Here is a 243-nt window from a genome sequence, read left to right as displayed (position 1 = left end):
CGTTTGGTCTTATTGGCTCCATAGTAGCTATGGGAGAAGGTATCGGTCCAGCTATTGGTGGAATGATAGCTCATTTTATCCATTGGGCTTATCTTCTGCTCATTCCAATGATGACAATTATCACTGTTCCGTTCCTTATTAAATTGTTGAAAAAAGAAGTAAGGATAAAAGGTCATTTTGATATTGTAGGAATTATACTAATGTCAGTGGGCATTGTATTTTTTATGCTGTTTACAACATCTT

Annotated in this window: 1 pseudogene; it reads left to right on the top strand. The window is 35.4% G+C overall.

Annotated elements, in window-relative coordinates:
- A pseudogene (locus AWV70_RS19975) lies at positions 1 to 243 on the top strand (tetracycline efflux MFS transporter Tet(L)); the annotation flags it as partial.

This window comes from Sporosarcina koreensis (assembly GCF_001531445.1).
GTDB classification, from domain to species: Bacteria; Bacillota; Bacilli; order Bacillales_A; family Planococcaceae; genus Sporosarcina; species Sporosarcina koreensis_C.
Note: the sequence above shows the minus strand (reverse complement) of the source record. Positions and strands in the feature narration are given on the sequence as shown.